Source organism: Roseateles sp. GW821-FHT03B02, assembly GCF_059421025.1.
In genome coordinates this window covers 342,327-364,711 of the sequence record NZ_JBWKUV010000006.1, presented here as the reverse complement: position 1 = coordinate 364,711, position 22,385 = coordinate 342,327, and the positions used below count along the sequence as shown (strand labels likewise).

The following is a 22,385-nucleotide window of genomic DNA, read 5'->3' as shown; positions in this document are numbered from 1 at the left end:
CCACCTGTTCGAATTGGTGGGCACCATCGTCACGGGCGCATCAGCGCGGTTCAAGATGGGATGGCTGGACGCTCACGATTATTCGGCTGCTTGTTCGGGGCAGGCACCGTGGCCTGCTGACCCGCGGCGTCGCGCGGTAGCTGCACGGCGCGCAGGTTCTTCGTGTGCCGGTAGATCAGCGTTGCCTTCGTCCTGCGCATCGAATGCGTCCCGCAATCGGCACGATCGAGACCTAGCTCGTCGACACAGCGCCCTTGAATGCCAGATCCTGCGGACGCTAGAGCGCATCAACTCCAGACCCGCTCCAACGATATGGACAAGGCGACGCATGTTCGCCTTGCCTCCCTGGCTCTAGCTGAGGCTGACAGCGGCTACTGCTCAGACAGCGACAGCTTGTCGATGACTGCGTCAAACAGCAGGCTGCTGGCAGCCTGAATTTCCTTACGCGACAGGCCGTTGTTCACAAGCGAAAGCACGCCCTGCGACGCCGCCCAAATCACGCGCGCCGTCGCGTTGACCGGGCCTTGTAAACGTCCCATGTCCACCAATCGCTGAACTCGTGCCTGCATCAGCGCATACGCGTCGGCAGCCAGCGCGGGTTCAGCACGCACGTGATGCGCAAACAATGCATAGAGGGCTGGATGCTTGAGCGCGAATTCCAGTGACACATCCCATCCCTCACGAAGCTGGTCCAGGGGGTCGGCAGATGCGGGCGCTTGCTGTTTGCGGCGCATGAACTCGGCCATCCCGCGCCGGATCAAAGCCCGCTCCATTCCATCCTTGTCGCCAAAGTGGTGATACAGCGTTGGCGACTTGATCCCCACGGCGTCACACACTGCGCGAGTGGTCAGGCCGCCAGGCCCTTGCTTCTCCAGCAGGGTCGCTGCCGCGTCCAGAATCGCCGTCTCGGTATCCATCCAAGTCCTCAAATGCCCAGCCGCTTGACGAGGCTATATCATCGATATAGATTCCATATATCACTGATATATGGAGTGACCAATGTCTATCACGTGCCTTGTTACAGGCGGCTCTGGCTTCGTCGGTGGCCGGCTTATCGAGCGGCTTGTTGCCCGGGGTTGGAAAGTAAAAGCTTTGGCGCGTAGCGAAGAAGCGCTGCGGATTGTAGGCAAGCTGGGTGCGCAACCCGTGCCTGGCTCGCTAGATGACATCGCCGCGCTCACGACCGCTGCGATGGGTTGCGACGTGGTGTTCCACATCGCGGCCCACTTCAAGCTTTGGGGCGATCCTGCCGAGTTCGAACGGTCCAATGTCGAAGGCACATCCAAGCTCCTGATCGCTGCCAAGAGTGCAGGAGTTCGGCGCTTTGTGCAGCTCGGTGCGGCTGCGGTGGTGATGGGCGACATGGAGCCCATGTTGAAGGCCAACGAGTCCTTGCCGCGCCAGGAGCGCCGTTGGGCGCCCTACAGCGCGTCGAAGGCGCGCAGCGAAGCGCTGGTCTTGAACGCAAACAGGCCGGCTGCTTTCGAGACGGTTGTCGTACGGCCGCCGATGATCTGGGGGGCTGGTATGCCGACCCTGGACCACATGGTCGAGACCGTCAAGGCTGGCCAATTCCGATGGGTCGGAGATGGCTCGCAAGCGATGTCCACTGCCCATGTGGACAACGTGTGTCACGCCCTCGAACTCGCCGCAAAACACGGCAGGGGTGGCGAGGCCTACTTTGTCAGTGACGCCGAAGATAGCACCCTCAAAGAGGTCATCTCTGGATTGCTGCGCACGAGAGCGATCAATCCGCCAAGCACCTCCGCACCGCTACCGGTGGCCTGGTTGATGGCCGGTGTCATGGAGTGGGTGTGGCGCACGTTCTCTCGCAAGGGCGAGCCCCCAATCACACGCCAGATGCTTCGCCTGATCGGCCAGCCCTTCACGTTAGACATTGGGAAGGCGCAAAAGGACCTCGGATATCGGCCGCAAGTTACGCGCGACCAGGGCCTCAGATCCATGCAGGCCACCTGAGGCTCATCGGCTCGGTTGACGTCTCACTGTCGGCAGCGAGCGGGCAACGGGGTGCGGCCGACGCAGGACAGCGCCCTGCAGGTCAGTGGGTCCTGCTGCAAGTGCACCTCTACCGGCGACCTTCTTCTCCACAGCACTAGGAACATCATGAAGAAACTCTTTGTCATCACCACAGCAGCGCTGCTGTTAGGGACCACGACGGCTCGGGCGACCGATGTTCCGCCGTCACCGATCGGCCTTTGGAGGACCATCGACGACAAGACTGGCAAGCCGCGAGGCATCGTTCGGGTCTACGAACAAGAGGGCCGGTACTTCGCGCGCATTGAGCGCAGCCTCTCGCCTGGCGAAGAGGGCCGCAAATGCGACTCGTGCACAGACGAGCGCAAGGACCAGCCTTTTGTCGGCTTGGTGCTGATGCGAAACGTCAAGCTTGAGAACGGGGAGTACGCGGGCGGCGACATCTTGGACCCGAACACCGGCTCCGTGTACCGCTGCAACTTCAAGCTCGAAGACGGCGGCAAGACCCTGGTCGTTCGAGGCTACCTGGGCGTCGCACTTTTTGGGAGGACCCAAAAATGGCTGCGCGAGCCGGGCTGATTGGTCCAGCCCTTGCGAGCGTCGCGACGCTCTTCGGCCTGCTGGGATGTGCGACTCGCCACAACGGACCGGCGACCGATCACTTTGACGGGCGCGAGTTCCGCAACGCGAAACCGCCCCCCGCCGGGGCGTTCTGGGGGTTCCTGCGTTGGCAGATCTTCGAGAGGGGTGTGCCCTGGCCCGACAGCGTGCCAAGCGAAAGGGACCTCCCCCCGCAGCGTGTGAATGGCGACGATCTGCGTGTTTCTTACGTCGGACATGCCACGGTGCTGATTCAGGTCGCAGGCATAAACATCCTGACCGATCCGGTCTGGTCGGAGCATGCATCACCAATGGCATTTGCAGGCCCGAAGCGAGTTCGAGCGCCAGGCATCGCGTTTGAGGATTTGCCGCCGATCGACGTGGTCCTGGTCTCACACAACCACTACGACCACCTGGACACGACCACCCTGGCTCGCCTGTGGGAGCGCGACCGCCCGATGATCGTCGCGCCGCTGGGAAATCTCGCGACGATGCAGGCCAGGCAGAAGGATCTACAGGCCATCGAGCTCGACTGGGGAGATACCGTTGACAAGGGACCGGTGCGCATCACTGCGGAGCCGATGCAGCATTGGTCAGCCCGCGGTGCGATTGACCAGAACCTCTCACTCTGGGCCGCGTTTGTGCTTCAGACACCGGCAGGCTCGATCTACTTTGCGGGCGACACCGGCTATGGCGATGGAGGTCACTTCAAGGCCACCGGCCGAAAGTATGGCCCGTTGCGTTTGGCAATCCTTCCCATCGGAGGCTACGAGCCGCGCTGGTTTGTCGGTTACGCGCACATGAACCCGGAGGAAGCGGTGCAGGCGTTCATCGACCTGCGCGCGGATCACGTTCTCGGCCATCATTGGGCAACGTTCCGCCTGACCAACGAAGCTATCGATGAGCCAGGCGAACGGTTCAACGCTGCGGCCACCCAAGCCGGGTTCCCGACGACGCGTTTCAGGGCGATCCCCCCTGGGCTGGTGTGGCAGGTACCGAAGTCGCAGTACGGTGCGGGCAGCGCTCCACCCACACTGGCGAGCCCCGCTGATGTGCGTCTTTTCGAATAGCGCGCCTAGCGCGATCCTGGCGCGGGGCGCTGCGCGCCCTAGCGCGGCCTGGCTACCCAAAGGCCGCTCATCGGTTGCCCAATTGCTGCCAGGCGTACTTGCGTGATGAAACCGCTGTGCCTCGCTCGGACGCGGCTATAGAGGCCTTGCAGACCCGGAGCCGAACGCGTGCCCGGCAGATTGGAACCGTCTCGCCGGAGTCCGCGTCTCCATCGCCCCTCCCTGTCCCGGAGGCTCATCAAGAAAAGGATGATGGCATCCATGACTGATAGCAGTGACAACGCCGGCCAACAGAATTTCGGGATGATCCAGCGCACCGTCCTACTTGTCGCAGCCTTCATCTGCCTTCTACTGGCATCCACTGCACGCGCTGCTGACTGGGCAGCCCCACGGCAGGCGGTGCCCGCTCCGCAGAACCGGGCATTCAAGGGCGTCATCGAGTTGACCATTGACGTTCGCGACCTGCGTCGCCGAATCGTCAAGGTCCATCAGCGTTTGCCGGTGCAGTCAAAAGGAACTCTGACACTGCTCTATCCCCGCTGGGAACCAGGCAGCCATGGTCCGACAACCGAAGTGCAACGGCTGGCAGGACTCAGCATCAGGGCCGGAGCACGGGTCCTGCCATGGCATCGAGACGCGTTGGACCCCAACGCGTTTCATGTCAACGTGCCGCCGGAGACCGGGCATGTCGACGTCGAGTTCCAGTATCTGGCGCCGTTGGGCCAGATGGGGCTGATCACGCCCGACATCGTCAATCTGCAATGGCAGCACCTTCTCGTGTATCCGGCGGGCTTCTTTGCGCGCCGTATCCCTGTAGTGGCCACTGTCCAACTACCTGACGGATTCTTGGCGGTGTCGTCGCTGCGCGAGACGCGGCGGTTGCACTCGGAGGTCCACTTCGATGCCGTTGCGCTGGACGTGCTGCTGGATTCGCCTGTCATCGCGGCCCCACATCTCCATCAGCGCACCATCGTTGATGGACCGGTGCCTGTACGCGTAACCTACATCGCCAGCAACGCCGAGCGGTTGCAGGGTGCTGAGTCGCTGGATGACACGCTGCGGCGCGTCGTCCAGCAGACCGCGGCTGTGTTTGGGGCTCCGCCATTCCCGAGCTTCGACTTCCTTGTCATGCTCAGCGATCGCTTGCCTGGTCCAGGCGGACTGGAGCATGCACGGTCGGCGGAGATCACACTGCCGCCGGACTTCTTGCCCGCAACGCAAGCTTCTGCAGGCGTCATTGATCTTTTTGCCCACGAGTACGTCCACGCCTGGAACGGGAAGCACGTGCAACCGCGCGGCCACTGGACGCCCACACCAAACATCCCGATGGATAACAGCCTGCTGTGGCTTTACGAGGGTCAGACCGAGTTCTGGGGACGTGTCATCGGCGCGCGGGCAGGTCTTCGCTCTGTCACGGATACCCTGGCCGCGCTGTCTGTCGATGCAGCATCCATGGCGAACCGACCGGGCCGCCGCTGGAAGTCGCTGGCAGACAGTTCACTTGACCCCGTCACGATGCCTGGAGGTCGAGGGGTTAGCTGGCAAAGCTGGCAACGACGCAAGGACTACTACGCCGAGGGTGTCCTGCTGTGGCTCGACGTCGACGGGCTTCTGCGCGAGCACAGTGGAGGCAAGCATGGGCTGGATGACTTCGCTGCAGCGTTCTTCCGTGTGACGGGGCTTCAGGTCAAGCAGTACGACTTCGATCAGATCTGCGCGGCGCTCTCCAAGCTCGCGGACTATGACTGGCATGGATACCTGATTCGGCGAGTCCAGGGTCTGGGCGATGACGGCCTGCTGGATGGGCTGAAGCGGTCCGGCTACAGACTGGCATACAGGGTCTCACCCAGTGACTATTTCAAGCGGGTTGAAGAAAGCGACGGCGTTCCAGACTTCAGCTACAGCATCGGACTGGCCGTAAACAAAAGCGGCACCGTGAGCTCAGTAAGGTGGGACGGTCCGGCATTTGCCGCAGGCCTCATTCCTGGCGCCAAGATCACTCAGGTCGCCAACGAGCCCTTCAGTCTCGAGCGATTGAGGGCTGCGGTCGCGGCAGGAGCACCCTCAGGCATCGACCTTACCTTCGACGTCGAGGGACAGCGGGAGCGCGTTTCCGTCCGCTACAGCGACGGGGTACGCTACCCAGCGCTTGAGCGCGATGAAACGCAGGCGGATCGGCTGCTACACCTGCTGGCGCCACGGTAAGTCCTGCGTCGTCGCGTGAGCGTTGCCACCTTGGTGGCTAGGGCCTGCCGCTCGAAGGCGAAGTATTCCCAGCTGAGTTGAGCCTTGACGCCAAGCCCTTGCGGTATCAAGGGTTCCAAGTGGCAGGGCTGGCGGTGAGCTTGATGCCCGAGGCGGTCACGTCCTGCTCGAGGAGCAGACCCGCTCAAATGGCTGGGCCTGTCAATGAAACTCGTTCAGCGCGCGATCGAATCGCTGGTCTCGGTGTTGGTCGCAGGTTGGTACTCGTAGCCGGCCAGTGTCACCCCGGTCACCGTGAAGACGAAGCTGCCGCTGGTGCTGCGGGAGTTGGGGGACACCAGGCTGGCGACGCCATTGCTGCCGGTGGTGGCGGTGGCGCCAGTGCGGCTGACGATGCCGCTCCAAATGCCGGTCACCACGGCCCCCACCACGGGCTGGCCGCTGCCGTTGAGCACCTTGACCGCCGCGGTAGCCTTGGACTGACCGTTCTTGTTGATTTGCACCGACATCGCGATGTCCGCCACGCGCATAGGAATCACGACGACCGGCGCGTCCACGGTGATCGTGACGGCGCTGCTGGCCGAGAGGCCGCTGTTGTCGGTGACACGCAGTTGTGCGCTGTAGCTGCCCGGGGTGGTGTACGCATGGCTGATGTTGACGCCGCTGCCGCTGGCGCCGTCACCAAACTGCCAGTCGAAGGCCGTGATGCTGCCGTCTGGATCGCTGGAGCCCGCGCCAGAGAAGCTGACGGTCAGCGGCGCGGTACCGCGCACGGTCGAGGCGGCGATCTGCGCCGTGGGCGCGCTGCCAATCGGCGTGGTGAAGCTGGCCGACAGCGCGTAGTTGCCCAGGCTGCCGTAGTTGGTGTAGCCGGTCGTGAGCGGGTCGCCCTTGCCCACACCGGTCACGGCCAGGGTGTAGGTGCCGGCGCTGGCCAGGTTGAGGCTGGCGCTGGCATTGAGGGCATCAACTGGATTGAGTGTGGCCAGGACGGTACCCGCGGCGTCGCGCAGGGTGAGCTGGGCGTCCAGGTTGGGGGAGCGCGAGGCGGGACTGAGCGTCAGGTTCAAGGGGCCCGCGCCAGCGCTGAAGCTGAACATGTCCACATCGCCCGGGCGTTCGATGACGCCGGTCGCTTTGGCGGTGGTCACGCCGCCGGCATCGGTACCGGTCAGCCGTGTGGCGGTGGCCAGGGTGTCGCCGTGATCGTCAGCGCGCAGCGGCAGGCCGTTGGCCTGCATCACGACGTAGTCGTCCTGCACGTTGTTGGCGCCGGCGTACTCGCCCTTGCTCCACTGCACCAAGGCCTGGTAGTAGCCCACGCCCATGATGGGCGCCCAGCCCGTCGCGCCGCTGCCCTGGCCCTGGTAGTAGCTGTTGGTGGCGTCGCCGTCATGGCTCAGGCCCATGTTGTGGCCGGCCTCGTGGCTGATGGCCTCGGCCACGTATTTCTCGTTGCCGGGGCCCAGTGCGTCGTAGAACACCAGGGCGGGTTTGTAGAAGTCGCTGGTGTCGTCAAAGATGCCAAGATAGGCCACGCCGCCGCAACTGCAGCTGTAGACACCCGCGCGGGTGGTGATCAGCACCGTGGTGCCGAAGACTTGGTCAGTGCTGCCGCTGCGCGTCAGGATCTCAGGCAGCGGCGCTTCGGTCGTGACGTCCACATCGAAGGGGGCGTAGTCTTCCGCCACACGCTGCCAGATGTACTGGATGCGCTGCAGCTCGGTGGTGTTGAAAGTGCCGGGGATGCCGTCCAGGTCGAATGCCGGCGCCTGGATGGTGGTTCCACTGCTGTTCCAGGCAGTGCCGTTCAGTGTCGCGCCCTTGAAGTTCAAGTAGATGGTGCGCACAGCGCCGGGGCGACTGTGCAGCAGGAAGGTCTGGTCCAGCGGCAGCAGGCTGCCGTCCAGCACATTGGTGGGCGTGCTGGCGGCCAGGGGTTGATCCAGCTCTTCCACGAAGAAGACGCGGCCGCGGGCATCTAGGCGCATGCGCTTGTCGGCCCGCAGTTGGGCCACGAACTCTTCGGGCGACTTGCCGTACCAGGCGGCCACTTCAGGCAGGCGCGCGCCCAGCACGTCGACGGCGCGCTGGCCGGCGATGCCGTCGCGGCCGACATCGAGCAGGCGCAGTTGCGGGAACGGGGGCTTGACGCCCGCTGGCGGCGCAGCCAGCACGGGCAGCGCCAGAAGGGCACTCAGAAGGAGGGAAAGTAGTCGCAGCATGAGAGGCTCCAAAACGGGCCACGTCACGAGGGGGTCGCGCTGTGCGAAGGAACGACGCGGAATGGGGAATTCCGCAACGGCCCCGCTGTCCTGGCGGCGCAGACCGCTTTAGACCGGAAGCTTTGCGACCCCGGCTTTCGCGCGGGTGTGCCCAGTTGCCGCATCGTAGGAAACTCGGTGCCTGGCGGTCATTTGCTCTTACGCAGGCTTACACCCCACGACCGACAGCAGCAACTCCAGCGTCGCCAGTTACACCATGCAAAGGGCCGCCGATGGATCAAGGCCTTGACGGCAAGATCAATAGTCAAATCGCCCCAGCTTCAGTAGACACGTTCGAGCGTAGGCGACTGAGCGGGGGGATGGATCCCCCGCAAAGCGAGTGAGGGCTCGACTCCCAGAGGCGGCGGGGAACGAGGCACGCGCCCTGGCGGGCGGCCCCGCTGGCCTGCTAGCGTTGCAGGTCAGCAATGAACACCAGAGGGAATCATGATCGACCCATGGCTGGAACACGCCAGAGCCAAGGCGAATGGTGCTACTGACGAAGAGGCCTACCGGGTGCTCAACGCTGCAAAGAGTGCGCTTGCTGATGAGCGCACCAGGCAGCGCGATGAAGCGATGCGACGGGACAGGGAAGCCGAGCTCCAACGCGACCGAATTCGCACGGAGGACCGGCGTCGAGAGCGAGAGCGGCAGCGCGCGGACAGCTTCGAGGAGATGCGTGACGCGTTTGCTGCGGACGCAGTGCGCCGGCAAGCGGAGCTGAGGGAACAGAGCTACGAACAGCGCTCCCGCGGGAGATTCGTTTGGACGGTCTACAGCGAGGACCGTTCGCTTGTCCGGCGCACGGCCGGCTGGCTCTTCGGCACTTCGACGGGGCCTGACCAAGTCCAGCTGAGCTTCCTGGTCCGGGATATCCACGACGAGATGATCCACAAGACGAACAACGGTGACGGTGTACTCGAGCGGTACTGCGATCAGTTTGGCGTCCCACGCTGGCGTGCAATCGATCATCTGAAGGTGGCGCTCAATTCCAAGGAGCTCGCCAACCTCCTGGCTTCTCAGCCAGAGCCAACCTACTGGGCGAACAACTCGTTTCAGGACCAGCCGGTGGTCGGAGGGCCAGCCGCCATCAATATGACGCCGGACGTCCACATTCACGTGACGCACGAAGAAGTGGGGGTTGCTCATGAGGAGAGCGAGGCCACTTCCGAACTAGATCCGAGCGACTTTGACGCCACTCCAACGCCAGAAGAAGCGCGTGCTCAAGCCGGCCCATACGCTGACGCCGAGAGAGCAGCCCTGATTCGCGCCTACCTGGAGGCTGGCAAGCCCACCGGGCTCATCGCCGACAAGCTGATTGCGCAGGGGTTGTCGCGCGCCGACGCTTACGCAGAGATCAACGCGGCCCGAGGCCGTGTGTCGGGTAGGGGCGCGGTGGCCACCCGGGCCAGCCGAACACGCGTCAATCGCTGACATCATCAGCGCAGGCAGTTGCGGGCGTAAGTCCGCACCTTGTCCTGCGAGCCAGCGTCGATATCGACCCTGTATCCAACGAATGTGGGGGCGTCACGCGCCACCTGCATGACATGGCCGACCGAGTTGGCGGTCTGCAAGCTCTTCATAACCTCCGGCGTGATAGGCAGGACTGCCCTATCGCCGCAAACGACTGCTGCTCGGAGCGCAGGACAAGTGCTCTCGATCCATGGCAGTGAAGCGCCCCCCGGTAAGCCGTCCGGGAGCCGATGCTCAACCGCGCAACTTCCCTGTCACTCGGCAGGACCAACTCATGTCCTTGCGGCAACCCCAACGGAGCCGGCATCGCGGGGACGAAACGGCGCAGCCGTCTTGGAATGTTCCTTGAGGCCAAACCAGGTGAACGCCAGCATCGCCAAGCAGGCCAAGACGCCAGGCAATGCGAACGCCAGGAAGTTCGCGCTCAGTGGCACGCCCAGACCCATGAGGGCGCCGCCCAGCACAGGCCCGACGATGGCGCCGTTGCGCCCGACGCCTGACGCCCATCCCAGGCCGGTGGAGCGAATGGCTAGGCCGTAGAACTGCGCACCACAGGCATACAGCAGGATCTGCGAGCCGATGGTCGTGGCGCCAGCTACCGCGATCAGGCTGTACAGCACCCAGCTCGGGCTGTTGAAACCCAGCAACCCGATCGACACGGCTGACAGCGCGAAGAACACCGCCAGCACGCGCGGCAGGTTGAATCGATCACCCAGCCACCCCCCGCCCACCGCGCCGAAGATGGCGCCGAAGTTCAGCACAAGCAGGAAGCTCAGGGACGAGCCGAGGCCATAGCCGGCCTTCGTCATGAGCTTGGGCAGCCAGGAGTTGAGGGCGTAGACCATCAGCAGGCAGCAGAAGAACGCCGTCCACAGCATCCCCGTGCGCAGTGCGCGGCCGTCGCGGAAGAGCTCCAGCAGCGGGGCGCCGCCCGCCTTGATCGCCGGCATGGTCAGGTGCTGGCCGGCCTGTGGGCGGTAGGTGGGCTCGACACGGCCCAGCACGGCCTGGGCCTCGTCCAGCCGGCCCTGGCGGATCATGAAGCCCACGGACTCGGGGAGGAACGTCATGATGAGCGGCAGCAGCAGCAGCGGAACGCCCGCCACGAAGAACACGGACTGCCAACCGTAGCTCGGCAGCAGTGCCATGCCCAGGCCTGCCGACAGCATGCCGCCCACCGAGTAGCCGCTGAACATGATGGCCACCAGCGTGCTGCGAATCTTGCGCGGCGCGTACTCGCTCATCAGCGCCACCACATTGGGCATGACCCCGCCGATGCCCAAGCCCGCGATGAAGCGGCAGACGCCGAACTCCGTAGGGTTGCGTGCCAAGCCGTTGAGCACCGTGAAGCCACTGAACAGCACCACGCAGATCGTGATGGCCTTCTTGCGGCCGATCTTGTCGGACAACGGCCCGAACACCAGCGCGCCGGCCATCATGCCGAACAGGGCATAGCTGCCCAGCGCACCGGCCTGCAGCGGCGTGAGGGCCCATTCCTTCATCAGCACCGGCAGCACGACGCCGTAGATGACGAGGTCATAGCCGTCAAAGATGATGATCAGCGCGCACCAGAACAGCACCATCCAGTGGAAGCGGTTGAAGCGGGCGTCGTCGATGAGCCTCGACACGTCGATCTCGCGGGTCATGGGTTTGTCTCCTTTGGAAGTTTTTGGGTTGGCGTTGCTGCCCCGGTCTCAGCCGAGGTCACCACCGCCCACCGGCAGCGTGACGCCGGTGATGTAGGCCGCCTCGTCCGAGGCCAGAAAGAGGATGGCGCCGACCTGCTCGTCGATCGTCCCGTAGCGCTTCATCAGCGAGGAGTCGAGCGTCTGGTCCACGATCTGTTGGTACCAGGCCTTTTCTTGCTCGCTCTGCGGCGCGGTGTTGCGCGGGATGCGACGCGGCGGCGCCTCGGTACCGCCCGGCGCCGTGGCGTTCACCCGAACGCCGCGCTGGGCGGTCTCGAAGGCCAGGCAGGCCGTCAGTGCATTCACGCCGCCTTTGGCCGCGCCGTAGGGCACCCGGTTCAAGCTCCGCGTCGCAATCGACGACACATTGACGATGGCGCCGCGCCCCTGCTCCAGCATCACCGGCAGTGCAGCGCGGCAGCACCACAGCGTGGGGAAGAGTGAACGGCGCACCTCGGCCTCGATCTCGTGCTCGCCGTAGTGCTCAAAGGGCTTGGCCCAGATGGTGCCACCGACGTTGTTGACCAGCACGTCGATGCGGCCGAAGCGCTCCAGCGCGGCGGCCATGACGCCGTTGCAGTCGGCGAACTTCTCGAGGTCGGCGGTGAGCGTCAGTACGCGGCCGCCAGCGCCCGACAAGGCGCGCAGTTCGTGAACGAGCTCGGACCGGTCGATGGCCGCCACTTCGGCGCCCTCTTCCAGCAGCCGCTCGACGACACGTCGGCCGATGCCCTGGGCGGCGCCGGTGACCACCGCCACGCGGTCCGTGAAGCGTTGAGTTGTCATGGTCGCTCCTCAGGCGCTAGCCGCGAACTTCTCGTAGAAGAAGTTGGCGGGTTGGAGACCACGATCGCGGATGAACTGGCTCACCGCCTCCACCATCGGCGGCGGCCCGCACAGGTAGATGTCCACTTCACCGTCGTGCAGGTGCGCGGGCTCCAGGTGCTGGGTGACGTAGCCCTTCTTCGGCCAGGTGCTCTCGGCGCTGGCCACGCAGGCGCTGTAGGTGAACTGAGGGATGCGCTCGGCGAAGGCGGCAAGCTTGTCCATCTCGACCAGGTCTGCATCGTGCGTCACGCCGTAAATCAGGTGCACCGGATGCGGCGTGCCCTGCTCGGCAATCTTCTCCAGCATGGCCGTGAAAGGCGCCAGGCCCGTGCCGCCGGCCAGCAGCAGCAGTGGCCGCTTGATCTCGCGCAGGTAGAAGCTGCCCATTGGCCCGGTGAGCGTCATCGCATCGCCGGCCTTCGCCAGCTGCATGAGGAAGCTGCTCATGAGCCCGCCCGGTACGTTGCGGATGAGGAAGGACACCTCGCCATCGCGCGGCAGCGAGCTGAACGAGTAGGCTCGCGTGGCCGTGCTGCCGGGCACCTGCAGGTTCACGTACTGGCCTGGAAGGAAGGCGAGCTTGTTGAGCGCCTCGCCCCGCAGCGACAGCGAGATGGTGCTGGGCGACAACTGCTCCACGCGGCTGATGGCGGCGTCGAACCGCGACTGCTGTGTGCGGCACACGGCGGAGGACGCCGGCACCCGCACGATGCAGTCGCTCTGGGCACGCATCTGGCAGGTCAGCACGAAGCCGTCGCGGACCTCGGCCTCGCTGAGCGCGTCGTCGATGTACTCGCCCATCTCGTAGCGGCCCGACTCGGCGAAGCACTTGCACGTGCCGCAGGCGCCGTCACGGCAGTCCAGCGGCAGGTTCACGCCCTGCCGGTAGGCGGCGTCGGCGACGGTCTCGGTAGCCTTGGCGTCGATGAAGCGGGTGACGCCGTCCTCGAACTGGAGTGCGATCTGGTGTGCCATGGTGGATTCCCGCTCAGACGTGATAGACGTCCACCACGTGGTGGATGTAGTCGTTCTTCAGCACGATGTGCTTGCGGCGGATCAGCGGCACGTGGCCGGACGTGTCCAGCGTGTAGTGGGAGGTGCCGAAGTAGCTGTCCGTGGTCTTGTAGCGGTAGCTCAGCGTGTGCCAGTTGAAGCGCAGCTGCACCTCGCCGTCGGTCTGCGACAGGACCTCGATGTTGTGCAGGTTGTGGCCGGTGCGGGGCTCCGGCATGCTGGCCGCCGAACGCTCGGTCTTGATGCGGAAGACTCGGTCTTCCAGCCCCGCGCGGCTCGGGTAGTAGACGAGCGAGATCTCGCGCTGGGGGTCGGTCGTGAGCTGGTCGTCGTCGTCCCAGGACGGCATCCAGAACTCGGCGTCCGGGTGGTAGCAGGCCAGCCAGTCGTCCCATTGGCGGTCGTCCAGCAGGCGGGCTTCGCGGTACAGAAACGCCTGCACCTGCTCGAAGGTCATCGTGTTCATCGGGGTCTCCTCAGGCGCCGTGGTGGCAGGGGTCGCCGTGGTGGTCGCAGGCGTCTGGCGCCTGCTGCGCACTCTTCTGCACCGCCTGCAACAGGCTCTGCTGCCAGTAGCGGTGCTGCTCGGTGTAGAGGCCTTCGTCTTCGGTCTTCACGCCGCTGAGCACGGGCTTGAGGCCGATCTCCTGGGCGGCCGGGTCGGCACCCTGCACCCAGTGCTTGGCGCCGCGGCACATGTCGTTCCAGGGCAGCGCGATGCCGGCATAGCCTTGCTGGCAGGCGCGGAACTCCTCCAGGTCGTCCGGCGTGGCCATGCCGGTGGCATTGAAGAAGTCCTCGTACTGGCGGATGCGCCGCGCGCGCGCCTCGGCAGGCTCGCCCTTGGGCGCGATGCAGTAGATGGTGACCTCGGTCTTGTCGACGGCGATGGGACGCAGCACGCGGATCTGCGAGCTGAACTGATCCATCAGGTAGACGTTGGGGTAGAGGCACAGGTTGCGCGAGTGGTTGATCATCCAGTCGGCGCGGGCCTGCCCGCAGCGCTCGACGAGCTCCCTGCGCATCTGGAAGGCCGGCCGGTCCTCGGGGTTGGCCCAGCGCGTCCACAGCAGCATGTGGCCATGCTCGAAGGAGTAGAAGCCGCCGCCCTGCTTGGCCCAGTTGCCGGCGTCCATCGCCTTGATGTTGTCGCCCGCGACAGACTGCTTGCGGTGGTTGGTGGTGGCCGCGTAGTTCCAATGGACGGAGCTGACGTGGTAGCCATCGGCGCCGTTCTCGGCCTGCAGCTTCCAGTTGCCGTCAAAGGTATAGGTGCTGGAGCCTCGCAGCACCTCCAGCCCTTCGGGCGACTGGTCCACGATCATGTCGATGATCTTGGTCGACTCGCCCAGGAACTCGGTCAGCGGCAGCACGTCCGGGTTGAGGCTGCCAAACAGGAAGCCTCGGTAGCTCTCGAAGCGCGCCACCTTCTTCAGGTCGTGGCAGCCGTCCTTGTTGAAGGACTCCGGGTAACCCGCCTCGTTGGCGTCCTTCACCTTAAGCAGCTTGCCGCTGTTGTTGAACGTCCAGCCGTGGAAGGTGCAGGTGAAGTTGGCCTTGTTGCCCTTCTTGTGCCGGCACAGCGTGGCGCCGCGGTGCGAGCAGGCATTGATGATGGCGTTGAGCTCGCCGGCCTTGTTGCGCGTGATGACGATGGGCTGGCGGCCGATCTGGGTCGTCAGGTAGTCGTTCACGTTCGGGATCTGGCTCTCGTGGGCGAGGTAGATCCAGTTGCCTTCGAAGATGTGCTGCATCTCCAGGTCGAAGAGCTGCTCGTCGGTGAAGGCTGCGCGATGCAGCTTGTAGACGTGGCGGCTGGTGTCCTCGACCAGCATGCCGGCCAGGCGCTGCTCGAGGTCCGCGGGGGCGGTGGCGTGGGTCATGGGCGTCTCCGGGTGGGCGCAGCGCTCCGCCAGCCCGGCCGGTCAGGCCGGCGGGCGGGGAGGCTCGCTGTCGTTGGGGCTTCGTTGGCGCTTGCGCGCCGGGGCGCGTCAGGCGGCGGCGCGCGGGCGGGCGAAGTCGGTGGCGGGCGCCTTCACTTCATCGGTCAGCAGCTCGAAGTCGAAGCTGATCTCGTGGAAGGGCTTGTCCACGCCCAGGGCCTGCATCGCGGCAGGGTCGGCGTTGGTGCGCACCGGGGGCACCAGGCCATCGCGGGTGCCGAAGGCGAAGTCGTCCCACAGGTGGGGGTCGGACTCGATGTTGATCTGCGTGGTCAGCTTGCGGTGGCCCGGGGCGCTCACGAAGAAGTGGATGTGCGCCGGACGGTGTCCGTGGCGGCCCAGCAGGTTCAGCAGTTGCTCAGTGGAGCCGCCCGGGGGCACGCTGTAGCCCAGCGGCATGATGCTGCGGAACTTGTAGCGGCCGTTCGCGTCCGTCACGATGGTCCGGCGCAGGTTGAAGGCGCTCTGCGACGGGTCGAAGTAGGAGTAGTTGCCCAGGTGGTTGGCATGCCAGGCTTCCACCTTGGCGCCGGCCACCGGGTTGCCATCAGCGCCGCGCACGACGCCCGACATGACCACCACCTCGCCCGGCAGCGTGCCGTCGTCCATGCGCGCCTCGCCCTGGCAGACCGGCGCACCGGCCACGTACAACGGGCCTTCGATGGTGCGCGGCGTGCCGCCCCTCAGGCCCGCGCGGGCCTCGGCCTCGTCCATGCGCAGGTCGATGAAGTGTTCCAGGCCGATACCCGGCACGACCAGACCGAGCTCGCCGCGCGCCCCGGCCTGGCCGAGATAGTTCAGACCGGCCCAGAACTCTTCGGGCTGGATGTCGAGGTCTTCCATGGCCAGCATGAGGTCGCGCAGCAGGCGGCGCACGACGGTCTTCACGCGGGCGTTGCCCGGGCCGGTAACGCCGGTGGTCTCGAAGCGGTCGAGCAGGGCGTCGATCTGTTGTGCATTCATGGCTTGTCTCCTGGTGTGATGTAAGTGGGTTGGATCAGCGGTCGTCGTCACGGATCGACGAGGGGTGGCGGCACAGCGGCACCACGTCGATCTCCATGTAGGGGAAGAGCGGCAGCCCCGACAGCAGCTGGTGCAACTGCTCGACGCTGTCCACATCGAAAACACTCACGTTGGCGTAGCGCCCCGCCACGCGCCACAGGTGGCGCCACACACCCTGGCGCATCAGGCCCTGGGCAACTTCGCGCTCGGTGGTCTTCAGCGCCTCGACCTCGGCGGCGGGCATCGTGGCGGGCAGCCTGACGGTCATCTCGACCTTGAACAGCATGGTGTCTCCTTGGGGCGGTGGGTGCGGTGCTCAGTGCCGGCTCAGGCGCTCGAGCTTCTCGGTGTCCAGCACCAGGCCGAGACCCGGCGTGGTGGGCAGTTGCAGAGCGAAGTCGCGGTACTGCAGAGGCTCCTGCAGGATTTCCTCGGTCAGCAGCAGCGGCCCGAAGAGTTCGGTGGACCAGGCCAGGTCGCCAAACGTGCTGAAGAGCTGGGCCGAGGCCATCGTGCCCACCGCTCCTTCGAGCATCGTGCCGCCGTACAGCTCGATGTTGGCCGCCTCGGCGATGGCCGCCACGCGCGCGGCGCCCCGCAGGCCACCGGACTGGTTGATCTTGACGGCGAAGATGTCGGCGGCCTGCGTGGCGGCCACCTCGAACGCATCGCGCGGGCCGTGCAGGGCCTCGTCGGCCATGACGGGAACGATGTTGGCCTCGGTCAGGCGCTTCAGGCCCAGTTTGTCGTGCGCCACGATGGGCTGCTCGACCATGTCCACGCCGGCATCGGCCAGCATGCGCATGCCCTCCAGCGCCTCGGTGACTGACCAGGCCTGGTTGGCGTCCACTCGCACGCTGGCGCGGTCGCCCAGCGCCGCCTTGATGGCGGCCACGTGGGCCACGTCGTCGCGCACGGCGCGCAGGCCGATCTTGAGCTTGAAGATGTTGTGGCGGCGCAGGCCCAGCATGCGTTCAGCCTCGGCGATGTCGCGACCGGTGTCACCGCTGGCCAGCGTCCAGGCCACGGGCAGGCTGTCGCGCAGCCGGCCACCGAACAGTTCGCTCAGCGGCACGCCCAGCCGCTGCGCCTGGGCGTCGTACAGCGCGGTCTCGACGGCGCACTTGGCGAAGCGGTTGCCCTGCACCTGCGAGGCAACACGCGCCAGGGCCGTCGCCACGCTGCGGGCGTCCTGGCCCTCCAGCAGCGGCGCGATGTAGGCGTCGATGTTGGCCTTGATGCTCTCCGGGCTTTCCTCGCCGTAGGCCAGGCCGCCGATGGTCGTGGCCTCCCCCCAGCCGACGATGCCATCCGAGCATTGAACGCGCACCAGGACCAGTGTCTGGTGGTTCATCGTGGCCACCGACAACCGGTGCGGCCGAATCGTGGGCACGTCCACCAGCAAGGTCTTGACGGCTTGGATACGGGGAGTGGACGACATGGCGGGGACGTTCGTGGAGAGGTAGTGCAGTGATGGTAGGAATCGGCTTGCCCCCCGTCCAAGACCGTCTTAGACTGCCTCCATACTCCCAAGGTATCGAGTGGACTTCCGCCATCTCAAGTACTTCGTCGCCGTCGCCGACGAACAGAACTTCACCCGCGCTGCGGAGCGCCTGCACATCTCCCAGCCCCCGCTGAGCCGCCAGATTCAGGACCTCGAGGAAGAGTTGGGCACGCCCCTCTTCGAGCGCGGCTCGCGGCCGTTGAAGCTCACCGATGCCGGGCGCTTCTTCTACGGCCACGCCACGCGCCTGCTGGAGCAGGCGGCGCAGGCGGTGCGCTCCACCAGGCGCGTGGCGCAGCTGGAGCGGCGGCTGGTGATCGGCTTCGTGTCCTCCACGATGTACGGCGCGCTGCCGCTCCTGGTGCGCAAGTTCCGGGCGGCCTGCCCGCAGACAGAACTGGCGCTGACGGAGATGTCCACCGTCGAGCAGATCGAGGCGCTCAAGACCGGGCGCATCGACGTCGGCTTCGGCCGCGTGCGTCTGGATGACCCGTCGATCAAGCGCGAGATCCTGCGCGAGGAGCGCCTGGTGGTAGCCATCCCGCGCGACCACGCACTGGCCACGACCGACGGCCCACTGACACTCGCCGAAGTCGCCTCGCATCCGCTGCTCGTCTACCCGCGCACGCCGCGACCGAGCTACGCCGACCAGGTGCTGTCGCTGTTCCGCGACCTGGCCCTGGAGCCAACGAGCGTGCACGAATTGCAGGAGATGCAGACCGCCCTGGGCCTGGTCGCGTCAGGCATGGGCCTGTGTGTGGTGCCGGCCAGCGTGCACCGGCTTCGGCCGGACGAGGTCGTCTACCGGCCGCTGGCCGAGCCGCAGGCCGTGTCGCCCATCATCATGAGCACGCGGCTGCAGGATCAGTCCATCGACATCACGCTGTTGCGCCAGCTGATCGACGACATCTACGCCGAGCAGCGGGCTGTCCGGGAGGCTCAGGCCCGTGCCGGCCTGAGCAGCACGTAGGCCGCCCCGCCGAACACCACGCCCCAAAAGGCAGACGCCAGCCCCAGGAAGTTCAAGCCTGACGCCGTGGCCAGGAAGGTGATCAGGCCCGCCTCGCGGTGCGCGGTGTCCTGCACCAGGGCCGTCAGGTTCGCGCCGATCGCGCCGAGCAGGGCCAGGCCCGCCAGCACGGCCACCAGTGCCGGTGGCAGCGCCAGGAACAGCGCGATCAGGCTGCCGCCCAGGCTGCCCGCAAGCAGGTAGAACACGCCATTTGCCACGCCAGCCACGTAGCGCCGCGACGGATCGGCATGAGCTTCCCGCCCCGTGCAAAGCGCCGCGGTGATGGCCGCGAGCACCGTCGTGATGCCGCCGAATGGCGCCGTCAGCATCGCCCCCAGGCTGGTGACGACGAGGATGGGCCGCGCGGGCGTGGCGTAGCCGGCGGTACGCAGGATGGTCATGCCGGGCAGAAACTGGCCCGACAGGCTCACCAGCACCAGCGGCAAGGCCAGGCTCAGCGTGGACGACCAGGACCAGGCCGGCGAGATCCATTGCGGCACCGTCAGCTGCCAGGTCAGCGCGTGCTCGGGCCAGGCGCCAAGGAACGCCGTCAGCGCTAGGCCCAACCCCAGCACCGCCACGAGGTGGTAGCGCGGCCACAGACGCTTGAAGACGAGATGGCCGGCTAGCATGCCCAGGCCCAGCACCGGTGCCGCCTCCACGGCCTTGAAAGCGCGCGCACCGAACTGGAACAGGATGCCCGCCAGCATGCCGCTGGCGATCGCGGGCGGCAGGTGCCGCATGAGGCGATCGAAACTGCCGGTCAGGCCGATGACGCCGATGATCACGGCCGCCGTCAGGTAGGCGCCCACGGCCTCGTGCAGCGGCAGCCCCGGAAACAGCGTGATCAGCAAGGCCGTTCCCGGGGCCGACCAGGCCGTGATGACCGGCGCCTTCAGCCACAGGCTCAGCATGATGCCGCTCAGGCCCGCGCCCACCGAGATGGCCCACACCCACGACGCCGTCATCTCCGGCGACACCTGCGCCGCCTGGGCCGCCTGGAAGACGATCACCAGCGGGCCGGCATAGGAGATGAGCACCGCCAGGAAGCCCGCGGCCACGACCGACAGGGACAGGTCGCGTCGCAGCTCAGCGAGCACGCGCTCAGCCCTGCGCCAGCTCGGCCAGCCAGCCGTCCAGGCAAGCGGCGAAGGCTTGCGGCTGCTCCAGCACGCTCAAGTGAGACGCCTGCGGCAGCACGACGAGTCGCGCGCCGGGGATGGCCCGCGCAATGCGCTCGGCCATGGCAGGCGGCGTGCCGGCATCCAGCGCGCCCGCGATGACGAGGGTCGGGCAGCCGATGGCCGGCAGACGGCCCGCCGTATCGACTTGGCTGATCGCTTCGCAGCAGGCGATGTAGCCCGCTGGGTCACAGGCCAGCACGCGCTCGCGCCACAGCGCGACGGTGGCCGGTTGCTCGGCGCGGAAGCCCTCGTGAAACCAGCGCTGCAGTGCGCCATCGACGATGGCCTCGAGTCCGCCCTGACGGATGCCGGCGATGCGCTGGGCCCACCCCGCCTGGGCCTCGGGCGGATAGCCGGATGTCGTGTTCGCCAGCACCACGCCACGCACGCGACGTGGATGGCGCAGCGCCAGTTCCTGACCGACCATGCCGCCCATCGAGAGCCCCAGCCACACCACCGGACCCACGCCCAGCTTCTCGATCAGCGCCGCGGCATCGTCGGCCAGCTCAGCCAGGGTGTAGGGGCCGGGCGACGCGGCACTGCGGCCGTGACCGCGTTGGTCGTAACGCAGCACGCGGTGGCCTTGCAAGCGCAGATGCGCCGTAAGCGTGTCCCACATGCGCAGGTCGCAACCCAGCGCGTGGCTGAGCATCAGCGTGAGGCCCGACGGCGTGCCACCCGTGGGCAGCGCCAGTTCGTGGTGCAGCATCGCCGCGCTCACACCCGCTCCACGATCAGGGCGATGCCCTGCCCCACGCCAATGCACATCGTGCACAACGCGTAGCGGCCGCCGCTGCGGTGCAACTGGTTCACAGCCGTCATCACGAGCCGCGCGCCGCTGGCGCCCAGGGGATGGCCCAGCGCGATGGCACCACCGTTGGGGTTCACGCGCGGATCGTCGTCGCGCAGGCCGAGCTGGCGCAGCACGGCCAGGCCTTGTGCCGCGAAGGCCTCGTTGAGTTCGATGACGTCCATTTGGTCAATCGTCAGGCCCGCTTGGGCGAGCGCCTTGAGCGAGGCCGGCGCGGGCCCGATACCCATGATGCGCGGCGCCACGCCGGCTGCGGCCATGGCCACCACGCGGGCGCGCGGCGTGAGACCGTGGCGCCGGGCGCTGGCTTCGTCGGCGAGCAGCAGCGCGCAGGCGCCGTCGTTCACGCCGGAGGCATTGCCGGCGGTGACCGTGCCATTGGGCCGCACCACCGGCTTGAGCTTGGCCAATGCCTCCAGCGAGGTGTCCCGCGGATGCTCGTCCTTCGACACGACGAGGGCGTCGCCCTTCTTCTGCGGCACCGTGACCGGGGTGATCTCGCTGTCGAACACTCCCGCCTGTTGCGCGGCAACGGCCTTGCGCTGCGAAGCAAGGGCCATCAGGTCCTGGTCTTCGCGGCTGATACGAAAGTCCGTGGCGACGTTCTCGGCCGTCTCGGGCATGGAGTCCACGCCGTACTGCACCCTCATCAGCGGGTTGACGAAGCGCCAGCCGATGGTCGTGTCGTAGATTGCGTTGGCGCGGCTGAAGGCGCTCTCGGCTTTGGGCATTACGAAGGGCGCGCGGCTCATGCTTTCCACCCCTCCCGCGATCATCAGGCTCGCCTCGCCGCTCTTGATGGCCCGCGCGGCAGCGCCCACCGCGTCCATGCCAGAGCCGCACAGGCGGTTGATCGTCGAGCCCGGAACGCTCAGGGGCAGCCCCGCCAGCAGGGCCGACATGCGCGCGACGTTGCGGTTGTCTTCACCCGCCTGGTTGGCGCAACCGTAGAACACGTCATCCACCGCCTCCCAGTCCAGCTGCGGGTGTCGGGCCAGCAGGGCGCGCAGCGGCACGGCGCCCAGGTCGTCGGCGCGCACGCCCGACAGGCTGCCGCCGTAGCGGCCGAAGGGCGTGCGCAAGGCATCGCAGAGGTAGGCGTGGCGGGTCATGTGGCGTCTTTCAGGGTGTCGGCGGCGAGCAGGCGCACACCAGGAGTCAGGGCTTGCAGCGTGGTCAGGCTCAGGCCTGGTGCCAGCTCGACGACGACAGGGCCTTGCGGTGTCAGCTCGATCAGGGCCAGGTCGCTGTAGACGCGGCTCACGCAGGCCATGCCCGTGAGCGGATAGGTGCAGGCCGGCACGAGCTTGGCTTCGCCCGCCTTGGTGAGGTAGTCCATCATCACGAAGGTCTTCTTCGCGCCGATGGCCAGGTCCATCGCTCCGCCCACGGCCGGGATGGCGTCGGGCGCGCCCGTATGCCAGTTGGCGAGGTCGCCCGCGGCCGACACCTGGAAGGCGCCCAGCACGCAGATGTCCAGGTGGCCGCCGCGCATCATCGCGAAGCTGTCGGCATGGTGGAAGAAGCAGCCGCCCGGCAGCAGCGTCACCGGCTGCTTGCCGGCGTTGATGAGGTCGTAGTCCTCCTCACCCGGGGTCGGCGCCGGGCCCATGCCGATGACGCCGTTCTCGGAGTGCAGCACCACCTCCTTGTCGGCGCCGAGATGGTTGGCCACCGCAGTGGGCAGGCCGATGCCGAGGTTCACCACGGCACCGTCCGGGATGTCGACGGCCACGCGGGCGGCCATCTCGTCGCGCGTCCAACGGCGAACGGTTTTGAGCAGGTCAGTCAT

Annotated in this window: 20 protein-coding genes, 1 pseudogene and 1 riboswitch; of the genes and pseudogenes, 6 read left to right on the top strand and 15 right to left on the bottom strand. The window is 66.4% G+C overall.

What is annotated here, in order from left to right; all coding sequences use genetic code 11:
* Positions 1-50 precede the first annotated feature (50 nt).
* Positions 51-260, bottom strand: a pseudogene (locus AC07VX_RS18275) (hypothetical protein); the annotation flags it as partial.
* Between the two features lie 111 nt (positions 261-371).
* The gene (locus tag AC07VX_RS18270) at positions 372-917 is read right to left on the bottom strand and encodes a TetR/AcrR family transcriptional regulator (RefSeq protein WP_493165484.1); all 546 of its coding nucleotides are present in this window, start codon (positions 915-917) and stop codon (positions 372-374) included.
* An 82-nt stretch (positions 918-999) separates the two neighbouring features.
* On the opposite strand from AC07VX_RS18270, the gene AC07VX_RS18265 reads away from it, so the two are divergent.
* From AC07VX_RS18265 to AC07VX_RS18250, 4 genes are all read left to right on the top strand, one after another.
* The gene (locus tag AC07VX_RS18265) at positions 1,000-1,977 is read left to right on the top strand and encodes an NAD-dependent epimerase/dehydratase family protein (protein ID WP_493165485.1); all 978 of its coding nucleotides are present in this window, start codon (positions 1,000-1,002) and stop codon (positions 1,975-1,977) included.
* A 147-nt stretch (positions 1,978-2,124) separates the two neighbouring features.
* Entirely contained in the window at positions 2,125-2,574 is a 450-nt protein-coding gene (locus AC07VX_RS18260) for a DUF2147 domain-containing protein (RefSeq protein ID WP_493165486.1), read from the top strand.
* Entirely contained in the window at positions 2,553-3,665 is a 1,113-nt protein-coding gene (locus AC07VX_RS18255) for an MBL fold metallo-hydrolase (RefSeq protein ID WP_493165487.1), read from the top strand. The genes AC07VX_RS18260 and AC07VX_RS18255 overlap by 22 nt, the downstream gene beginning before the upstream one ends.
* A 261-nt stretch (positions 3,666-3,926) precedes the next feature.
* The gene (locus tag AC07VX_RS18250; protein ID WP_493165488.1) at positions 3,927-5,870 is read left to right on the top strand and encodes a M61 family metallopeptidase; all 1,944 of its coding nucleotides are present in this window, start codon (positions 3,927-3,929) and stop codon (positions 5,868-5,870) included.
* Between the two features lie 215 nt (positions 5,871-6,085).
* Here AC07VX_RS18250 and AC07VX_RS18245 read toward each other — a convergent pair whose 3' ends face one another.
* Complete coding sequence (locus AC07VX_RS18245; protein ID WP_493165489.1) at positions 6,086-8,095, bottom strand: PKD domain-containing protein; 2,010 nt, start codon at positions 8,093-8,095, stop codon at positions 6,086-6,088.
* 72 nt (positions 8,096-8,167) lie between these two features.
* Positions 8,168-8,257: riboswitch (cyclic di-GMP riboswitch) on the bottom strand.
* 324 nt (positions 8,258-8,581) lie between these two features.
* On the opposite strand from AC07VX_RS18245, the gene AC07VX_RS18240 reads away from it, so the two are divergent.
* Positions 8,582-9,568 carry a hypothetical protein gene (locus AC07VX_RS18240; RefSeq protein WP_493165490.1) on the top strand — a complete coding sequence of 329 codons (987 nt, stop codon included), beginning with the start codon at positions 8,582-8,584 and terminating at the stop codon, positions 9,566-9,568.
* A gap of 311 nt (positions 9,569-9,879) precedes the next feature.
* On the opposite strand, the gene AC07VX_RS18235 is transcribed toward AC07VX_RS18240, so the two are convergent.
* From AC07VX_RS18235 to AC07VX_RS18200, 8 genes are all read right to left on the bottom strand, one after another.
* Positions 9,880-11,253, bottom strand: a complete 1,374-nt coding sequence (locus AC07VX_RS18235) for an MFS transporter (RefSeq protein WP_493165491.1) — start codon at positions 11,251-11,253, stop codon at positions 9,880-9,882.
* 48 nt (positions 11,254-11,301) lie between these two features.
* A complete protein-coding gene (locus AC07VX_RS18230) occupies positions 11,302-12,081 on the bottom strand; it encodes a 1,6-dihydroxycyclohexa-2,4-diene-1-carboxylate dehydrogenase (RefSeq protein WP_493165492.1) in 780 nt (259 codons plus the stop codon).
* 9 nt (positions 12,082-12,090) lie between these two features.
* Positions 12,091-13,098, bottom strand: a complete 1,008-nt coding sequence (gene benC, locus AC07VX_RS18225; protein ID WP_493165493.1) for a benzoate 1,2-dioxygenase electron transfer component BenC — start codon at positions 13,096-13,098, stop codon at positions 12,091-12,093.
* 13 nt (positions 13,099-13,111) lie between these two features.
* The gene (benB, locus tag AC07VX_RS18220) at positions 13,112-13,603 is read right to left on the bottom strand and encodes a benzoate 1,2-dioxygenase small subunit (protein WP_493165494.1); all 492 of its coding nucleotides are present in this window, start codon (positions 13,601-13,603) and stop codon (positions 13,112-13,114) included.
* A gap of 10 nt (positions 13,604-13,613) precedes the next feature.
* On the bottom strand, positions 13,614-15,020 hold the full coding sequence (gene benA, locus AC07VX_RS18215) for a benzoate 1,2-dioxygenase large subunit (RefSeq protein WP_493165495.1): 1,407 nt from the start codon (positions 15,018-15,020) through the stop codon (positions 13,614-13,616).
* A 108-nt stretch (positions 15,021-15,128) separates the two neighbouring features.
* Positions 15,129-16,043 (bottom strand): catechol 1,2-dioxygenase, encoded by a 915-nt coding sequence (catA, locus tag AC07VX_RS18210; RefSeq protein ID WP_493165496.1) that lies wholly within the window; start codon positions 16,041-16,043, stop codon positions 15,129-15,131.
* Positions 16,044-16,077: 34 nt separating this feature from the next.
* A complete protein-coding gene (gene catC, locus AC07VX_RS18205; protein WP_493165497.1) occupies positions 16,078-16,368 on the bottom strand; it encodes a muconolactone Delta-isomerase in 291 nt (96 codons plus the stop codon).
* 30 nt (positions 16,369-16,398) lie between these two features.
* Entirely contained in the window at positions 16,399-17,523 is a 1,125-nt protein-coding gene (locus AC07VX_RS18200) for a muconate/chloromuconate family cycloisomerase (protein WP_493165498.1), read from the bottom strand.
* A gap of 100 nt (positions 17,524-17,623) precedes the next feature.
* Here AC07VX_RS18200 and AC07VX_RS18195 point away from each other — a divergent pair, with 100 nt between their 5' ends.
* Entirely contained in the window at positions 17,624-18,556 is a 933-nt protein-coding gene (locus AC07VX_RS18195; protein ID WP_493165499.1) for a LysR substrate-binding domain-containing protein, read from the top strand.
* Here the strand turns inward: AC07VX_RS18195 and AC07VX_RS18190 are convergent.
* The 4 genes from AC07VX_RS18190 to AC07VX_RS18175 are packed head-to-tail and all read right to left on the bottom strand — an operon-like array spanning position 18,526 to position 22,385.
* Positions 18,526-19,698, bottom strand: a complete 1,173-nt coding sequence (locus tag AC07VX_RS18190) for a benzoate/H(+) symporter BenE family transporter (protein WP_493165500.1) — start codon at positions 19,696-19,698, stop codon at positions 18,526-18,528. The genes AC07VX_RS18195 and AC07VX_RS18190 overlap by 31 nt on opposite strands.
* Positions 19,699-19,702: 4 nt before the next feature.
* Positions 19,703-20,503, bottom strand: coding sequence for a 3-oxoadipate enol-lactonase (gene pcaD / locus AC07VX_RS18185; RefSeq protein WP_493165501.1), 801 nt, complete (start codon positions 20,501-20,503; stop codon positions 19,703-19,705).
* Positions 20,500-21,705 carry a 3-oxoadipyl-CoA thiolase gene (gene pcaF / locus AC07VX_RS18180; protein ID WP_493165502.1) on the bottom strand — a complete coding sequence of 402 codons (1,206 nt, stop codon included), beginning with the start codon at positions 21,703-21,705 and terminating at the stop codon, positions 20,500-20,502. The genes pcaD and pcaF overlap by 4 nt, the downstream gene beginning before the upstream one ends.
* Complete coding sequence (locus AC07VX_RS18175; RefSeq protein WP_493165503.1) at positions 21,702-22,385, bottom strand: 3-oxoacid CoA-transferase subunit B; 684 nt, start codon at positions 22,383-22,385, stop codon at positions 21,702-21,704. Before AC07VX_RS18175 ends, pcaF begins: the two co-directional genes overlap by 4 nt.